Source organism: Burkholderia sp. D-99, from assembly GCF_011605345.1.
In the GTDB taxonomy this organism is placed as follows: Bacteria; Pseudomonadota; Gammaproteobacteria; order Burkholderiales; family Burkholderiaceae; genus Burkholderia.
The window spans coordinates 96178-112282 of sequence record NZ_JAAOXM010000015.1 but is presented as its reverse complement, the minus strand read 5'-3'; the positions used below and the strand labels follow the sequence as shown (position 1 = coordinate 112282).

At 68.0% G+C, this 16105-nt stretch carries 17 protein-coding genes; 11 read left to right on the top strand and 6 right to left on the bottom strand.

The window, feature by feature from the left end; all coding sequences use genetic code 11:
* Positions 1-51: 51 nt before the first annotated feature.
* From araH to HAV18_RS34585, 5 genes are all read left to right on the top strand, one after another.
* Positions 52-1068: an L-arabinose ABC transporter permease AraH gene (gene araH, locus HAV18_RS34605; RefSeq protein WP_166964877.1), complete on the top strand. Its 1017-nt coding sequence runs from the start codon at positions 52-54 to the stop codon at positions 1066-1068.
* Positions 1069-1097: 29 nt separating this feature from the next.
* Complete coding sequence (locus tag HAV18_RS34600) at positions 1098-1904, top strand: SDR family NAD(P)-dependent oxidoreductase (protein WP_166964875.1); 807 nt, start codon at positions 1098-1100, stop codon at positions 1902-1904.
* Positions 1905-1953: 49 nt separating this feature from the next.
* Positions 1954-3015, top strand: a complete 1062-nt coding sequence (locus HAV18_RS34595) for an aldose 1-epimerase (protein WP_166964873.1) — start codon at positions 1954-1956, stop codon at positions 3013-3015.
* Positions 3016-3054: 39 nt separating this feature from the next.
* Complete coding sequence (gene pyrF / locus HAV18_RS34590) at positions 3055-3882, top strand: orotidine-5'-phosphate decarboxylase (RefSeq protein WP_011350899.1); 828 nt, start codon at positions 3055-3057, stop codon at positions 3880-3882.
* Between the two features lie 222 nt (positions 3883-4104).
* Entirely contained in the window at positions 4105-5163 is a 1059-nt protein-coding gene (locus tag HAV18_RS34585; protein ID WP_166964871.1) for a haloacid dehalogenase-like hydrolase, read from the top strand.
* A 36-nt stretch (positions 5164-5199) separates the two neighbouring features.
* Here the strand turns inward: HAV18_RS34585 and HAV18_RS34580 are convergent, their stop codons facing one another.
* From HAV18_RS34580 to thiL, 3 genes are read right to left on the bottom strand one after another with little or no spacing between them, the layout of a single operon-like run.
* Entirely contained in the window at positions 5200-5700 is a 501-nt protein-coding gene (locus HAV18_RS34580) for a CinA family protein (RefSeq protein WP_039352991.1), read from the bottom strand.
* A gap of 31 nt (positions 5701-5731) precedes the next feature.
* A complete protein-coding gene (locus tag HAV18_RS34575) occupies positions 5732-6277 on the bottom strand; it encodes a phosphatidylglycerophosphatase A (protein WP_166964869.1) in 546 nt (181 codons plus the stop codon).
* On the bottom strand, positions 6267-7301 hold the full coding sequence (thiL, locus tag HAV18_RS34570) for a thiamine-phosphate kinase (protein WP_166964867.1): 1035 nt from the start codon (positions 7299-7301) through the stop codon (positions 6267-6269). Before thiL ends, HAV18_RS34575 begins: the two co-directional genes overlap by 11 nt.
* Positions 7302-7435: 134 nt before the next feature.
* Between thiL and HAV18_RS34565 the strand changes: the two genes are divergently transcribed.
* The 6 genes from HAV18_RS34565 to HAV18_RS34540 all read left to right on the top strand — a co-directional run bounded on the left by HAV18_RS34565 (position 7436) and on the right by HAV18_RS34540 (position 13798).
* Entirely contained in the window at positions 7436-9778 is a 2343-nt protein-coding gene (locus HAV18_RS34565; RefSeq protein WP_279573967.1) for an NADP-dependent malic enzyme, read from the top strand.
* Between the two features lie 376 nt (positions 9779-10154).
* On the top strand, positions 10155-10586 hold the full coding sequence (locus HAV18_RS34560; RefSeq protein ID WP_031398890.1) for a ribonuclease domain-containing protein: 432 nt from the start codon (positions 10155-10157) through the stop codon (positions 10584-10586).
* A 16-nt stretch (positions 10587-10602) separates the two neighbouring features.
* Positions 10603-11166 (top strand): barstar family protein, encoded by a 564-nt coding sequence (locus tag HAV18_RS34555; RefSeq protein WP_166964863.1) that lies wholly within the window; start codon positions 10603-10605, stop codon positions 11164-11166.
* Between the two features lie 210 nt (positions 11167-11376).
* Positions 11377-12114 carry a hypothetical protein gene (locus tag HAV18_RS34550; protein ID WP_166964861.1) on the top strand — a complete coding sequence of 246 codons (738 nt, stop codon included), beginning with the start codon at positions 11377-11379 and terminating at the stop codon, positions 12112-12114.
* A 35-nt stretch (positions 12115-12149) separates the two neighbouring features.
* The gene (locus HAV18_RS34545) at positions 12150-12905 is read left to right on the top strand and encodes a hypothetical protein (protein ID WP_243771823.1); all 756 of its coding nucleotides are present in this window, start codon (positions 12150-12152) and stop codon (positions 12903-12905) included.
* A 62-nt stretch (positions 12906-12967) separates the two neighbouring features.
* A complete protein-coding gene (locus HAV18_RS34540) occupies positions 12968-13798 on the top strand; it encodes a hypothetical protein (protein ID WP_166964859.1) in 831 nt (276 codons plus the stop codon).
* Positions 13799-13855: 57 nt separating this feature from the next.
* On the opposite strand, the gene HAV18_RS34535 is transcribed toward HAV18_RS34540, so the two are convergent.
* The 3 genes from HAV18_RS34535 to speE form a co-directional block, all read right to left on the bottom strand.
* On the bottom strand, positions 13856-14623 hold the full coding sequence (locus HAV18_RS34535) for a 16S rRNA (uracil(1498)-N(3))-methyltransferase (RefSeq protein WP_166964857.1): 768 nt from the start codon (positions 14621-14623) through the stop codon (positions 13856-13858).
* A 17-nt stretch (positions 14624-14640) separates the two neighbouring features.
* The gene (locus HAV18_RS34530) at positions 14641-15057 is read right to left on the bottom strand and encodes a glyoxalase/bleomycin resistance/extradiol dioxygenase family protein (RefSeq protein WP_166964855.1); all 417 of its coding nucleotides are present in this window, start codon (positions 15055-15057) and stop codon (positions 14641-14643) included.
* Between the two features lie 161 nt (positions 15058-15218).
* Positions 15219-16076: a polyamine aminopropyltransferase gene (gene speE / locus HAV18_RS34525; protein ID WP_166964853.1), complete on the bottom strand. Its 858-nt coding sequence runs from the start codon at positions 16074-16076 to the stop codon at positions 15219-15221.
* Positions 16077-16105: the final 29 nt, after the last annotated feature.

The following is a 16105-nucleotide window of genomic DNA, read 5'->3' as shown; positions in this document are numbered from 1 at the left end:
ATCGGACACGCGCGGCGCGGGCCGCGCGATGCAGGAGCAGGAGACACCATCATGCAAGTCAACGAAAACCTTGCCAGCGCCGCCGTGAAGCCCACGGCCGACGCGCTGGTTCCGCAGCAGAGCGACCGCCAGAAGTGGTGGCAGCATCTGACCGAATACAGCCTGATCGCGATCTTCGCGGTGATGTTCATCACGATGTCGCTGACCGTCGATCACTTCTTCTCGATCGACAACATGCTCGGCCTCGCGCTGTCGATCTCGCAGATCGGCATGGTCGCGTGCACGATGATGTTCTGTCTCGCGTCGCGCGACTTCGACCTGTCGATCGGCTCGACCGTCGCGTTCTCCGGCGTGTTGTGCGCGATGGTGCTGAACGCGACCGACAACACGTTCGTCGCGATCATCGCGGCGGTCGCGGCCGGCGCCGCGATCGGCTTCGTGAACGGTGCGGTGATCGCGTACCTGCGCATCAACGCGCTGATCACGACGCTCGCGACGATGGAGATCGTGCGCGGGCTCGGCTTCATCGTGTCGAAGGGGCAGGCGGTCGGCGTGTCGTCGGATACTTTCATCGCGCTCGGCGGGTTGTCGATGTTCGGTGTGTCGCTGCCGATCTGGGTCACGCTGCTGTGCTTCATCGCGTTCGGCGTGCTGCTGAACCAGACCGTGTACGGTCGCAACACGCTCGCGATCGGCGGCAATCCCGAGGCATCGCGACTCGCGGGGATCAACGTCGAACGCACGCGCGTGTACATCTTCCTGATCCAGGGTGCGGTGACGGCGCTCGCGGGCGTGATCCTCGCATCGCGCATCACGTCGGGCCAGCCGAACGCCGCGCAGGGCTTCGAGCTGAACGTGATCTCCGCATGCGTGCTCGGCGGCGTGTCGCTGATGGGCGGTCGCGCGACGATCTCGGGCGTCGTGATCGGCGTGCTGATCATGGGCACCGTCGAGAACGTGATGAACCTGCTGAACATCGACGCGTTCTACCAGTACCTCGTGCGCGGCGCGATCCTGCTCGCGGCCGTGCTGCTCGACCAGTTGAAGAACCGCGGCGTCCGCGACTGACCCGACCTGCTCTGACGGAGACGAACCGCATGACCATCGACACTTCCGCGCACGACGCGCACACCACGAGCCACGCGCGCTATGCACGGTATCCGAGCCTCGAGGATCGCGCGGTGCTGATCACGGGCGGCGCGACCGGCATCGGCGCGGCGTTCGTCGAACACTTCGCCGCGCAGGGCGCACGCGTCGCGTTCGTCGACCTCGACGCGGCCGCCGGCGCCGCGTTGGCGGACAGCCTCGCGCACGTGCGCCATGCGCCGCTGTTCATCCAGTGCGACCTGACCGACATCGACGCGCTGCGCCATGCGATCGACGCGATCCGCGCGCGCATCGGCGCGATCGCGGTGCTCGTGAACAACGCGGCGAACGATACGCGCCACGCGATCGGCGACGTGACGCCGGAATCGTTCGACGCGGGCATCGCGGTGAACCTGCGCCACCAGTTCTTTGCCGCGCAGGCGGTGATCGACGACATGAAGCAGCAGGGTGGCGGCGCGATCGTCAATCTCGGCTCGATCAGCTGGATGCTGAAGAACGGCGGCTATCCCGTCTACGTGATGGCGAAGGCGGCTGTGCAGGGGCTGACGCGCGGCCTCGCGCGCGACCTCGGCCCGTTCGGCATCCGCGTGAATTCGCTGGTGCCGGGCTGGGTGATGACCGACAAGCAGCGCCGGCTGTGGCTCGACGACGCGGGCCGCGCGGCGATCAAGGCCGGCCAGTGCCTCGACGCCGAATTGCTGCCCGCCGATCTCGCGCGGATGGCGTTGTTCCTCGCGGCCGACGACAGCCGGATGATCACCGCGCAGGACGTGATCGTCGACGGCGGCTGGGCCTGACCGTTCGCACGACCCGCATCGTTTCTTCGACGAAGGAAAGGAGCTCACCATGACCGCCACGTCCTCGCGCGCATCGTCGTCCACCAGCCAGTCGCGCCGCGCGCGCCTGGCCGCCGCCGCGCAGCCGGTCAGCCCCGGCCCGCAGACGGCCGCCTTCGCGCAGGGCGTCGGCGCCGCGCATGCGGCGGCCGTCACGCTGTCGAACGCGTCGTTGCGGCTCGACGTGCTGCCGCATCTCGGCGGCGGCATCGCGCGCTTCGACTGGCGCGGCGACAACGGGGCATTGATGCCGGTGTTCCGCCGCTGCGAACACCCGGAGACGGCGACGGACCCGAACGAGCTCGCGTGTTATCCGCTGCTGCCTTACTCGAACCGGATCGGCGGCGCGCGCTTCGAATGCGACGGACGCAAGGTCGCGGTGCCGCGCAACCGCCGCGACGAGCCGCTGCCGATCCACGGCGACGGCTGGCTCGCGCCATGGCAGGTGGACGATGCGACCGGCACGTCGCTGCAACTGTCGCTCGATCGCACCGCCGGCGCGCCGTATGCGTTCCGCGCGATCCAGTCGTTCGAACTCGACGATGCGACGCTGTCGATCGCGCTGACGATCGAGAACGCGGGGCGCGCGCGGCTGCCGTTCGGGCTTGGCGTACATCCGTTCCTCGTGCGCGATGCCGCGACCGAGCTGGCCGCGGCCGCCGGCGGGCTGTGGTTGTCGGGCACCGATTTCCTGCCGGTGCGGCACGTGAGCGTGCCGCCGGCCTGGCAGTTCGGCGTCGCGTATCCGCTGCCGGCTGCGCTCGTCAATCACGCGTTCACCGGCTGGGGCGGGCACGCGACGGTGAGCTGGCCGCGCCGCGGGCTGTCGCTGACAGTGGCGGCCGACGCCGACGCGTACGTGCTCTATACACCGCCCGGCGAGGATTTTTTCTGCTTCGAGCCGGTCGATCATCCGATCAATGCGGTGAACCTGCCGGGCGGCGCGACCGCGCACGGAATGACGCTGCTCGCGCCCGGCGAGCGGCTGACGCGGCGGTTCGCGTTCACCGTCGAGCGCGCCGATGCGCGCAGCAATACCGCGACACGCGAGGAGCGCCGGCGACGCGGGTAAAATACGCGGTCTACCAACGGTTTGCCGCGAGTACCCGCCATGTCTTCCCCGCTTACTTTCATCGAATCGCTGCGCGCCGCGTGGCAGCGCACGAATTCGCTGCTGTGCGTCGGCCTCGATCCCGAGCCGTCGCGCTTTCCCGTGCAGTTCGACGGCCAGCCCGACGCGATCTTCGAATTCTGCCGGCAGATCGTCGACGCGACCGCGCAATACGCGAGCGCGTTCAAGCCGCAGATCGCCTACTTCGCCGCGCATCGCGCGGAAGACCAGCTCGAGCGGCTGATCGCGCACATCCACCTCCAGCATCCGGGCCTGCCCGTGATCCTCGACGCGAAGCGCGGCGACATCGGCAGCACGGCCGAGCAATACGCGCGCGAAGCGTTCGAACGTTATCGCGCGGACGCCGTCACGGTGAACCCGTACATGGGTTACGACTCGGTCGAGCCGTACTTCGAGCACGAAGGCAAGGGCGTGATCGTGCTGTGCCGCACGTCGAACCCGGGCGGTTCCGACCTGCAGTTCCTCGATACGAACGGCCGGCCGCTGTACCAGGTCGTGGCCGACCTCGCGGCGAACAAGTGGAACGCGAAGAACGGCCAGCTCGGCCTCGTGGTCGGCGCGACGTTCCCGAAGGAAATCGAGATCGTGCGCGGGATCGTCGGCGACATGCCGCTGCTGATTCCCGGCATCGGCGCGCAGGGCGGCGACGTGCAGGCGACCGTCAACGCAGGCCGCACGGCCGACGGCACCGGCATGATGATCAACTCGTCGCGCGCGATCCTGTACGCGAGCAAGGGCGAGGATTTCGCCGAAGCCGCGGCGCTCGCCGCGCAGAAGACCCGCGACACGATCAACGCGCATCGCTGATCGCGGTTGGTAACGGCTGCCCGCGCGGGCGGCCGGTTCCGGCAGGCCCGCGTTCGCGGGCCGGTGCCGCTTTCTCCGCTTTACCCCCTCCTTTTCCCCCGCCGCACTGACGCGCACGGGCAACTTCCCGTCGTTTCCGCACTGCATGCCCGCGCGCCAATCGCGCGATGCTCCCGCTTGTCATCGATCTGTAACGAAACTGTCAAGAAAGGGAGTGACGCCATGCCCAAGCTTTCCCGACGTTTTCTGAGCGCGCTTGCCGCATCGCTGTGCATGAGCTTCGCCCATGCGGCGGACCTCTCGCACTGGCCGGCGGACAGCGCGAAGGCGCTGAACGCGATGATCGCCGCGCATGCGTACCGCGGCGAATACGCGGTGTTCGACGCCGACAACACGACCTACCGCTACGACCTCGAGGAGTCGCTGCTGCCGTACCTCGAGAACCGCGGCGTGCTGACGCGCGACACGCTCGACCCGTCGCTGAAGCTGATCCCGTTCAAGGATTCCGCCGACTACAAGGAATCGCTGACGAGCTATTACTACCGGCTGTGCGAGATCGACGATCTCGTCTGCTACCCGTGGATCGCGCAGGCGTTCGCCGGGCAGTCGTTGGCCGACCTGAAGCGCCACGTCGACGCGATGCTCGCCGACGGCAAGCCGATCCCGATCCGCTACTGGCAGGGCGACAAGGTGGTCGACGGCACGGTGAACCCGCCGCGCTTCTTCCGCGGGATGCAGGAGCTGTACAACGCGCTGCGCGAGAACGGCATCGAGGTCTACGTGATGACGGCCGCGCACGAGGAGCTCGCGCGGCTCGTGCTGTCCGACCCGAAGTACGGCTACAACGTGAAGCCGCAGAACGTGATCGGCGTGACGACGCTGCTGCGCAACCCGGCCACCGGCGCGCTGACGACGTCGCGCCTGCAGATCAAGGCCGGCAAGTACGACGAGGCCGCGAACCGCAGCCTGGTGATCACGCCGTTCCTGATGAATCCGATGACGTGGTACGAAGGCAAGCTCGGCTCGATCGTCGGCTGGATCGACCAGTGGAAGAAGCCGGTGCTCGTCGCGGGTGACACGCCGACGTCCGACGGCTACATGCTGCTGAACGCGACCGACGTCGCGCGCGGCGGCGTGCGTGTGTGGGTGAACAAGAAGGACAAGCAGATGGCGCAGATCCGCGCGTGGGCGGATGAATCGGCCGCGCAGCAGAAGTCGCTCGGCCTGCCGGTGACGGCGGACAAGAACTGGATCGTCGTGAAGCCCGACGCGATTCAGTAAGCGGGCAAGCGGGGCGCGTGACGCGCCCCGGCCCGATCAGCCCTCGCGTTCGTCGAGCAGCTTTAGCAGCCCGCGCAGCGCATGCGCGGCTGCCTGCGTGCGGATCTGGTCGCGGTCGCCCTTGAACACGAGCGTCTCGACGTCGGTATGCAGCCGGTTGCTCCAGCCGAACGACACGGTGCCGACCGGCTTCTTTTCGCTGCCGCCGGCCGGGCCCGCAATGCCCGTGACGGACAGCGCGACCTGCGCGCGGCTGTTGCGCAGCGCGCCTTCGGCCATCGCGCGCGCGACGGGCTCGCTGACGGCGCCGTGCTTGTCGATCAGGTCGGGCGGCACGCCGATCATCTCGATCTTGGCCTGGTTCGAGTACGTGACGAAGCCGCGCTCGAACCACTGGCTGCTGCCGGAAATGTCGGTGATCGCGGCGGCGATCATGCCGCCGGTGCAGGATTCGGCGGTGGCAAGCGTGAGGTGCTCGTCACGCAGCTTGTTGCCTGCGCGGATCGCAAGCTGATGGACGACGGAATCGGTTGGCATGCGCGTCGGGAAACGGGAGTCGGGAAATCGGTCAGCCGACGACGGAGCGCCACAGGGCGATCACGAGCAGCGTCATGAACGCGGCGACCAGGTCGTCGACCATGATGCCGAGCCCGCCTTTGAGGCGGCGCTCGACATAGCGGATCGGTGGCGGCTTGAGCATGTCGAAGCAGCGGAACGCGACGAACGCCCACAGCTGGCCGATGAAGGTCGCGGGCGTGACGAACAGCATCACGAGCCAGATCGCGACGATCTCGTCCCAGACGACGGCGCCCGGATCGGACGTGCCCATCTTCTTCGCGGTGAAACCGGTGATCCACGTGCCCGCCACGAAGCCGACCGCGATCAGCGCCCACCATTCGGGCACCGTCAGGTAGCGGTTGAGCAAGACGAAACTGAGCCAGCCGAACAGTGAGCCGAACGTGCCGGGCATGATCGGCGCGAGCCCGCTGCCGAAGCCGAGCGACACGATATGCGCCGGGTGCGACAGCATGAAGCGCGCGGTCGCGCGCTGCGGCGCATCGGGTGCGGCGCCGGTCTCGGCCGCGGCGTGCGCGGGCGTCGGGTCAGTCTGCATGGAAGTGGTCGAAGCCGTGCAACGTGAGAGCGAGGGGCGCGCCGGCGGCGTCGTGCCACGTGATCGCGGGTTGCGCGGACGGCGCGGACGGCGCGGACGGCGCGGACAACGCGGACAACGCGGACAACGCGCGTATTGTACCGATTCGCGTGACCGGCACCCCGGCCGTCGCGCCGGCCGCTTCGACCGCCGCGCGGGCCGCGGCCGGCGCGGTGAAGCACAGTTCGTAGTCGTCGCCGCCCGCCAGTGTGCAGCGGCGCTGCACGTCGGGCGGCAGCGTCACGAGCGCGGCCGAGCGCGGCACCGCGTCGGCGTCGATTTCGGCGCGCACGTTCGAGCGGGTCAGGATGTGCTGCAGATCTCCGGCGAGACCGTCGGAAAGGTCGAGCGCCGCGTGCGCGACGCCGGCAAGCGCCAGGCCGAGCGCGATGCGCGGTTCGGGCCGCTCGAGCGCACGCCGGAACGCGGCCGCTTCGTCCGCGCCGGCCGCCCATTCGCCGCGCGCGACGCCGAGGCCCGCGCGCGCATCGCCGAGTGTGCCGGACACCCACACGTCGTCGCCGTCGCGCGCGGCGTCGCGGCGCAGCGCCGCGTCGGGCGCGACTTCGCCGAATACGGTCACGCACAGGTTCAGCGGGCCGCTCGTCGTGTCGCCGCCGATCAGCTCGCAACCGTAGCGCTCGGCGAGCGCGAACAGCCCGTTGCTGAAGGCCTCGAGCCACGCCGCGTCGGCGCGCGGCAGCGCGCACGCGAGCGTGAAGGCGCGCGGCTCGGCGCCCATTGCCGCGAGGTCGGACAGGTTGACCGCGAGCGTCTTGTGGCCGAGCGCGTCGGGCGCGACATCGGGGAAGAAGTGGCGGCCCTCCACCAGCATGTCCGTCGAAATGGCCAGCAATTTCCCGGTTCGAGGCGTGATCAGCGCGCAATCGTCGCCGATGCCGAGTGTCGACGCGCGGGCGCCCTGCGCGGCACGGCGCGTGAAGAAGCGTTCGATCAGCGAAAACTCGGAAAGGGCGGCTGGCACGGCGGGTAATCCGAAACGATTGAAGGAACGGCATTGTACGAGGCGAGCGGCTGCGTTCCTGCACCGTTCGGACCATTTTTGTCGCGGCTGTTGCACCCGAATCGCCGGTCTGGCGGCCGATGATTGGCGCTACAATGCCGTCGAAGAGTTATTCTAATCCGCCCGCCACGAGACACATGTCTACTCAAGCCTCCTCCAAAGCCAAGCTCCGCGAAGCCGCGCTCGACTATCACGAATTCCCGACCCCCGGGAAAATCGCGATCGCCCCGACCAAGCAGATGATCAACCAGCGCGACCTCGCGCTCGCGTATTCGCCGGGTGTGGCGTACGCGTGCGAGGAGATCGTCGAGAATCCGCTCAACGCGGCGCGCTTCACCGCGCGCAGCAACCTGGTCGGCGTCGTCACGAACGGCACGGCGGTGCTCGGTCTCGGCAACATCGGCCCGCTCGCGTCGAAGCCGGTGATGGAAGGCAAGGCCGTGCTGTTCAAGAAGTTCGCTGGCATCGACGTGTTCGACATCGAGCTGAACGAGTCGGACCCGCACAAGCTCGTCGACGTGATCGCCGCGCTGGAGCCGACCTTCGGCGGGATCAACCTGGAAGACATCAAGGCGCCCGATTGCTTCATCGTTGAGCGCGAGTGCCGCAAGCGGATGAAGATTCCGGTGTTCCACGACGACCAGCACGGCACCGCGATCGTCGTGGCCGCGGCCGTCACGAACGGGCTGAAGGTCGTCAACAAGGACATCAAGAAGGTCAAGCTCGTGGCGTCCGGCGCAGGTGCTGCCGCGCTCGCGTGTCTCGACCTGCTGGTCGACATCGGCCTGCCGCTCGAGAACATCACGGTGACCGACCTGGCCGGCGTGGTCTACAAGGGCCGCACCGAGCTGATGGATCCGGACAAGGAGCGTTTCGCCCGCGAAACCGAAGCCCGCACGCTGGCCGAGGTGATCGACGGCGCGGACATCTTCCTCGGCCTGTCGGCTGCCGGCGTGCTGAAGCCGGAGATGGTGAAGGGCATGGCGGAGCGCCCGCTGATCCTCGCGCTTGCAAACCCGACGCCGGAAATCCTGCCGGAAGCGGCGCTCGAAGTGCGCCCCGACGCGATTCTCGCGACCGGCCGCACCGACTACCCGAATCAGGTCAACAACGTCCTGTGCTTCCCGTTCATCTTCCGCGGCGCGCTCGACGTCGGCGCGACGACGATCACGCGTGAAATGGAGATCGCGGCCGTCAACGCGATCGCCGAGCTCGCGCAGCACGAGCAGAGCGACATCGTCGCGACCGCATACGGCATCCAGGACCTGTCGTTCGGGCCCGAATACCTGATCCCGAAGCCGTTCGATCCGCGCCTGATCGTGAAGATCGCGCCGGCCGTCGCGCAGGCCGCGATGGACGGCGGCGTCGCGACGCGCCCGATCGAGGACATGGAGGCGTACCGCGTCCACCTGCAGCAGTTCGTGTACCACAGCGGCACGACGATGAAGCCGATCTTCCAGATCGCGCGCGCCGCGCCGGAAGAGAAGAAGCGCGTGGTATTCGCGGAAGGCGAAGAAGAGCGCGTGTTGCGTGCCGTTCAGATCATCGTCGACGAAAAACTCGCGACGCCGATCCTGATCGGCCGCCCGTCGGTGATCGAGCACCGTATCCAGCGCTACGGCCTGCGCCTGAATCCGGGCGTCGACTTCACGGTCGTCAACACCGAGCACGACGAGCGCTACCGCGACTTCTGGCAGACGTACTACAAGCTGATGGCGCGCAAGGGCATCAGCGAACAGCTCGCGCGCGTCGAGATGCGCCGCCGCACCACGCTGATCGGCGCGATGCTGGTGAAGAAGGGTGAAGCGGACGGGATGATCTGCGGCACGATCAGCACCACGCACCGCCACCTGCACTTCATCGACCAGGTGATCGGCAAGCGCCCGGGCTGCAGCGTGTACGCGGCGATGAACGGCCTCGTGCTGCCGGGCCGCCAGATTTTCCTCGTCGATACGCACGTGAACGTCGATCCGACCCCGGAAGAGCTGGCCGAGATCACGATCATGGCCGCGGAAGAAGTGCGCCGCTTCGGCATCGAGCCCAAGGTCGCGCTGCTGTCGCACTCGAATTTCGGCACGAGCAACGCACCTTCGGCGAAGAAGATGCGCGATACGCTCGCGATCCTGCAGGAACGTGCGCCGGAGCTGAAGGTCGACGGCGAGATGCACGGCGATGTCGCGCTCGACGCGGCGCTGCGCAAGGAAATCCTGCCGGAATCGACGCTGGAAGGCGAAGCGAACCTGCTGATCCTGCCGAACATCGACGCCGCCAACATCGCGTACAACCTGCTGAAGACGGCCGCGGGCAACAACATCGCGATCGGGCCGATCCTGCTGGGCGCTGCGCAGCCGGTGCACGTGCTGACCGAATCGGCGACCGTTCGCCGCATCGTCAACATGGCGGCGCTGCTGGTCGCCGACGTGAACGCCACGCGCTGAACCAAAACGAACGCGCCAGGCCGGTCGAACCGGCGTGGCGCGTCGGGCGAAATTGTAAACAAACGCAAAAAGAGGCGTGCCCGCAATGGGCACGCCGCGGGCAGGGCGCAAACGCGCTTCCCTCAAGGCAACAGCAGCATCTCTCCACTCCTGGTAGCGAGCGCGGCAAGGAGGCAGGTCTTGCCATTCGAGAGATGCCGCCCGTATTTTATCTCATGTAAGATAAATGTAGTGCGATTTAGGTAAAAAATGCGCAATTCCGGGTATCACGACGCTTTCGATTCCCAAACGGACATTGATTCGCGCGGCCAATAACGCTACGCTAACGCCTTTGTTGGTCGTCAACTACTTGATTTAACAGCGGGAACCCTGGTTCATGGCACGCAAGTGGCTCCGCAACGGCGCGCTCGCGTCCGTCTTCGCGATGTTCGCGATGGGTATCGTCGGCACGCCGACGGGCAGTCTGGTTTCCGCCGCTTACGCACGGGAGGCCGTTCCGGCCGACGTCGCGGCGAGCGGGCTCGATACGATTCCGACCGCCCGTCTTCCGCGCGAGGCCGTGACCACGCTGGGCCTGATCGGCGCCGGCGGCCCCTACCCGTACGAGAAAGACGGCGTCGTGTTTGGCAACCGCGAGCGGATCCTGCCAAAAGCGAAGCGCGGCTACTACCATGAGTACACGGTACCGACGCCGCGTGCCCGCAATCGCGGTGCGCGCCGGATCGTCTGTGGCGGGCCATTGCGCCGGATCGACAACTGTTATTACACGGGCGACCACTACAACAGTTTTAAACGTATTGTTGAATGACTTCGGGACGAATGGCATGAGCGACTCCATCTACGCGCACGAAACGGCGGCGGCGGAACTGTTCGCAGCCGGCGACGGCAATCTGTTTCAGCGCGTGATCCAGCTTCACGCGGCGGCGCAGGCTGTCGGCGCGCCGGCGCAACAGGAAGCCGAGCCCGGGCTTTCATCGAACGAGGAGCCTATGAGCCTTTTCACGACCGTGCGACCCAATCTCGTGCAGTCGATCCGCGCGTTCCGCGTGCAGGATCTTGCCGACGAAGCCGGCCGGCTCGGCCAGCATTTTCTGTACGCCTATTGCGGCGCCGCGCAGTCGAAGCAGGAAGTGATGGAAACGATCGCGACGTCGTTTCTGTTCCCGAAGCATTTCGGGAAGAACTACGATGCGCTGTACGACTCCCTGACCGATCTCGTCGCGAAGGCCGGTGCGCAGCCCGGTTTCGTGATCGTCCTCGAAGGGCTGCCGATCGCGCAGAAGTTCGACAAGGAAGGGCGCGAGACGCTGCTCGACGTGTTCCGCGAGGCGGCCGAGTTCTGGGCCGAGCGCAAGGTCGCGTTCCGCGTGTTCTACTCGTTCGCGTAAGCGCGCGTCGGCCAGCGGCCGATCCGGCGAACACCCGTCAAAAGCCCGCTTCGAGCGGGCTTTTTTGCGTCCGCGCGTGATGCGCGCGCAGCCTCCGGCCCGACATAAGCCTTTCATCGCGCACCTTTTTCCGCGACAATCGGTCAGCCCGGCCGCAGCCCGCCGCCCCGGGCGCACAACACCAATCATTCGAGAGAGGGCCGTAATCCCATGACCGCTACCCGATTCGCGGCGCCCGCCCGTGCGTGCCGTCCGCTCGTGCACGCGCTGGCCGCGTGCACCCTGTCGTTCGGCATCCCGCTGGCCGTGCAGGCCGCGTCGCTCACACCCGAACAGACCGTCGACATTTATCTGGGCGCCATCGTCAACAACGACGCGGGCAAGGTCGAGCAATTCAACGACTCGGTGCGGGCGAGCGCCGATCCGAAGGATGCCGGGAACATGATGCTGCCGGCCGACATGTACGGCGACATGCGTGAACAGATGCTCGGGCAGGTGATGGCGTCGCTGTCGGAATCCGGGCGCGAGGCGCTGGCGCCGTCGCTCGACTCGATGCTGGTCGCGTACACGGGCGCGTTGCGGCGCTCGCAATGCAACGCCACCGGTGTAAAGCGCACGCCGGGCGCAGGCGGGAAGGGGCGGGAACGCGCCACGGTCAGTTTCGAGTGCAAGGTGGCCGACGTCACGCCGCCGGGCGACGAGGCCATGAAAGCGCGCGCGGCCGCGAAAACCGACCCGCAGCGCTTCGCGGCGGCCAAAACGATGTTCACGGGCCTGGCGCGCGCGTTCAACGACGCACCGGTCAGCCGGCGCATCACGGGACAGGTGGAGATGGTCGGTTCGGACAGCAAGGGCTGGACGACCGACAGCCCCGAAAGCCTGATGAAGCCCGTCGTCGACGCGCTGTCCGGCCCGGTTGTCGCGGCGATCGCCGCCAGCCAGCAATGAGGCCGCCGCGCCGGCCCGATCGATTCGACACCGACATGACCCGACCGATGAACGTTTCCCTTCCTGCGCGCCGCCGCGCGCGTTTTCCGTTGCTCCGCGCCACGCGTGCGGCCGTGCTGTCCGCGCTCGTCGCGGCCGGTGCCGCGCACGCGGCGGTGCTGACGCCCGAGCAGACCACCGATCTGTATCTCGGTACCTTCGTCAACGGCGATGTTGCCAAGGCGGTGCAGTTCAACGATGCCATGCGCACGCGCTACGAGGGCAAGGACGCGCTCGACGTGGCGGCCATCCCCAAGCTCGGCGACACGATGCGCGACAACATGGTCGCCGCGCTGCTGTCGAAGATGCCGGCCAGGTCGCGTGCGACGTTGCGCGCACCGGTCAGCGCGTCGATCACGTCGTATCAGCATGTGCTGGCCCGTTCCGAATGCAAGGCGACCGGTTCGACGCAGAAGCCGAACGAGTATGTGGAGGGCGAATCCATCGCGACGGTCGATTTTTCGTGCCGTGTCGTGGACGTGGAGCCCGGCGTGAAGGCGCTGAAGGAGAAGCTGGGCAACCCGAGCCTCAAGACCGACAAGGCCCGCACGGCCTTCCTCGCCGCATTTCTCTCGGGTATGGCGCGCGTCTACGACGAGGCCCCGATGGGCCGCACCGTGACGGGGCAGGTCGACCTCTACGGCACGAACGAGAAGGGCTGGCTCACGGGTTCTCCGGGTGACGTGCTGTCGCCGCTGGTTGATGCACTGCTGGGTCCGATCGGCTCGGCGGACGGCGAAGCCGACAAGTAAGCGACTCGATCGCGGCCGCTGCACCTGGCCGGCGTGCCGCGCATTCGAACGGGGAGTGAACGATGAGGATCCTCACACGAGGGATGCTGGTTGCCGCGGTGGTTGTTTCGGTGTGCGGAGCGGCCGAGGCGGGGGCGAGCGCCGCCGAACCGACTCCGCTGCCGGGTTCGCCGGCCGCGCACGCGGCCGTCGAGCGGCTGCTGGCCGATCTGCGCACGCGCTCGACGCCAGGCCAGTATGCAGCCGTGGCCGGCGCGATTCACACGTCGCCGGCGCTGGCGGTGCAACTGGACGAGCTGGTCGACGCCGGTCTGTTGACGCGCGTGGCGGTCGACAGCGGCGAGCCCGCGCTCGGCAGGACGACCGGCGCGTTGCGCAACGGGAGCGTGTGGATCCTGACGCCGGCGTTCGTCGCGAACCAGGCGCCGCGACGGTTGTTCGACGACGTGCAGGACGACGACATCCTGCCGGACAACATGGTGTTCGCGCTCGGTTACATGGCGTGGCGCGCGAAGCACGATGCCGACGTGAGCCGCGCGTCCGACGCGCTGCGGGCGTCGGACGACGGTGCGGACGCGAAGAAGCAGCGATGGATCGACCTGAACACGCGGATCGACGCCGGCGGCTTCATCCAGGGCTGGAACGACACGGTGGATGCGGCCACGTTTCAGCATGACGGCCGGCCGATCAGCATCGTGCAGGCGGTGCAGATGATGATGAACCTGCGCTATCGCGGTCCGCTGATCAAGGCGATCCGGGCGACGCCGCCGGCCCGGAAGCTGCGGATCTCCGCGCCGGCGCTCTCGCTCGACGCGGACAACCTCGACGCGCTGGCATCGGCGCTCCAGACTTCCCCCGTCATCGACATCGAGCCGTTGAACGCGGCGCGCTGACACGCGTCGCCGTGCGCCGACGTCATGCCGCGGCGCGTGCCCGGCCGCGTATAGCCATCACCACCCGCCCCAGCGCGCGGCGAGCGCGGCGAGCACGGCCGCACCGGCCGTCTCGGTGCGCAGCACGCGGGGCCCGAGCGACAGCGCGGTGAACCCACGTGCGCGGGCCGCGTTTTCCTCGTCGGGCGACAGCCCGCCTTCCGGTCCGATCAGCAGCGTGATGGTGGCCGCCGGCGGCGCGTCGGGCAACGACGCGAACGGGATGCTCGCGCGCGGCGACAGCAGCAGCCGCAGCTCGCCGTCGGCCGGGGCGGCCGGCAGTGCATCGAGCCACGCGTTGAAGCCGGCTACCGGTGCGACGTCGGGCACGCGGTTGCGTCCGCATTGCTCGCACGACGCGCGCACGACGCCGCGCCAGTGCGCGACGCGCTTGTCCGCGCGCTCGCCGGACAGCTTCACGACGCCGCGCGCGGTCGACAGCGGCACGACCGCCGCAACGCCGAGCTCGACGGCTTTCTCGATCACCCAGTCCATCTTGTCGCCGCCGGCGATGCCTTGCGCGAGCGTCACGCGATAGGGCGGCTCGGCCTCGGCCGGTTCGAACGTGTCGATCTGCGCGAGCGCGCTGCGCTTGTCGATCTCGACGAGCCGCGCGCGATACTGGCCGCCGGTGCCGTCGAACAGCGCGAGCACGTCGCCGGGCTGCAGGCGCAGCACCTGCACGTGGCGCGCGACATCGGCCGGCAACGCGAGGGTGGCGTCGGCGCGCAGTGCCGCGTCGACGAAAAAGCGCGGCACGGCCGCAGTGGTGGTGGCTTCGTTCATGCGTGTAGCGGTTGGGGTCATGCGTCGAGACGGCGCCCGAGCGCCCATCGGTAGCCGTCGAGATCCTCGATCTGCGCGAACCGGTCGCCCCAGAACTGATCCTGCGGCGGGCTCAGCGATTTCGCGCCCGCGTCGAGCGCGCGCTGCCAGGTGGCGTCGACGTCGTCGACATACAGGTAGAACGATTGCGGCGCGGTGGCGTTCGCCCGCTTCGGCGTGAGCGCGGTCGAGCCGAACGCGCCCTCGGGCGCGAACATCACGATCAGCTGGCCGCGGTAGACCATCTCGACGTGCATGATCGCGCCGTCCTCGTCGTGCACGTCGCGCAGCTCGAAGCCGAATGCGGCCTTGAAGAAATCGATGGTCGTGCGCGCGTTGCGTACGGCCAGGTAGGGCGTCAACCAAGGCACGTTGGCCGGACGTGGATCGGTCATGAAAATCTCCTGTGTTGGCGCTTCGGCGCTTGCGCTGATTCCATGCTTCGGCGTTGATTCAGGGAGCGGCACGACGTCCGGGGCGTGTCGCCCCGGTGCTGCGCATCACGAATCCTGCGAAGACGCGATGGAAAAACGGAGCGATGCGGCCGCCCTGACGCTCAGCGGCGAACGCCCAGTGTATCGCGCAGCGCGCACGGCAGGGCAAAGAGGGACGCATGCAGCCGCGCATCGTAGTAGCGCAGGCCGTGGACGCGGCGGGCCTCGAGCCGTTCGTCGATGTCGTGTGCGAACAGCGCGGCCGCGTCGAGCGTGTCGCTCGCGATCGCCATCAGCCACTGCGAGCCGTACAGCGGCACGTGCGCGGACAACGGATCGACGACCGCGAAGCTCGCGCGCAGGTCGTCGAGCAGCGCGGCGATGCGCGCCGCGTGGAACACCGGCGAGCCGAGGTGCATCGAGATCGCGCCGCACGGCGTCAGGATCCGCTTGAGCCGCGCGTAGAACGCGCGTGTATAGAGGCCGGCTGCCGGGGAATCGGGCGGGGTGAGGTCGAACACGACGAGATCGAAATGCTCGACGGTCGACTCGACGAAATGCGCGGCGTCGCCAATCACGACCTCGACGCGCGGGTCGTCGAGCGCGCCCTGGTGCACGTCGTCGAGATAACGCCGCGCCATCCCGACCACCTCGTCGTCGAGTTCCGCAATCACGATCCGCTCGATGCACGCATGCTTGAGCAACTGGCGTGCCGCGCCGCCGTCGCCGCCGCCGAGCACGAGCGCCTTCTTCGGCGACGGGTGCGCGAGCGCGGCCGGGTGCGTCATGCACTCGTGATAGACGTACTCGTCGCCGACCGACGTCATCGGCCGGCCGTCCAGCGTAAACAGCCGGCCGAGCTGCGGGGTTTCCCAGACTTCGATGTGCTGATGCGGCGACGCGACGTGCGCGAGCCGACGGGCGTTCGGGAAGCCGTACGCGGCGTCGGGCGTGGGATGAAAGAGAAGGGTCGTGCTCACGGGCGGGCCGCCAGGGCAAGGAGTTCCGA